The organism is Bacillus sanguinis (assembly GCF_018332475.1).
GTDB classification, from domain to species: domain Bacteria; phylum Bacillota; class Bacilli; order Bacillales; family Bacillaceae_G; genus Bacillus_A; species Bacillus_A sanguinis.
The window spans coordinates 1-551 of sequence record NZ_BOQB01000669.1; the positions used below are offsets into that span (position 1 = coordinate 1).

Consider the following 551-nt stretch of genomic DNA (forward strand, 5'->3'; position numbering starts at 1 on the left):
ATAGGTCTCATTTTTTCAAACTCCTTAGAAATTTAATTTAACCTTCGTGAAATATAATAAATATAAGGTGGTGTTTATATGAAATATATTGTTGAAACAAATAATCTAACTAAAAAATATAAAAAAAGTAGTGTAGTTAGTTGTGTAAATCTAAAAATTCCTGAAGGTGAAATTTATGGATTTTTAGGACCCAACGGTGCTGGAAAAACAACTAGCATTAGAATGTTATTAGGCTTAATTAAAGCGACTGAAGGTAATATTACAATTTTCGGTAAAGATTTAAATAAAAATCGTTTATCTATTTTATCTGATGTTGGAGCACTAGTGGAAAATCCTTCTTATTATGCACATCTCAACGCAATTGAAAATTTAGAAGTTTATAGACTTTTAAGAAATATACCAAAAGAAAAACTACATTCTGTTTTAAAAACTGTCGGATTGCAGAATGCAGCACACCAAAAAGTTAAAGAATACTCTTTAGGCATGAAACAACGTCTTGGCCTTGCCATTGCATTACTTGGTGATCCTAGATTATTAATTTTAGATGAGCC

Annotated in this window: 1 protein-coding gene; it reads left to right on the top strand. The window is 29.0% G+C overall.

From position 1 onward, the window contains the following. Window positions 1-78: 78 nt before the first annotated feature. A partial coding sequence (locus tag KI369_RS29130; RefSeq protein WP_212959067.1) for an ABC transporter ATP-binding protein occupies window positions 79-551 on the top strand: 473 nt, incomplete at its 3' end.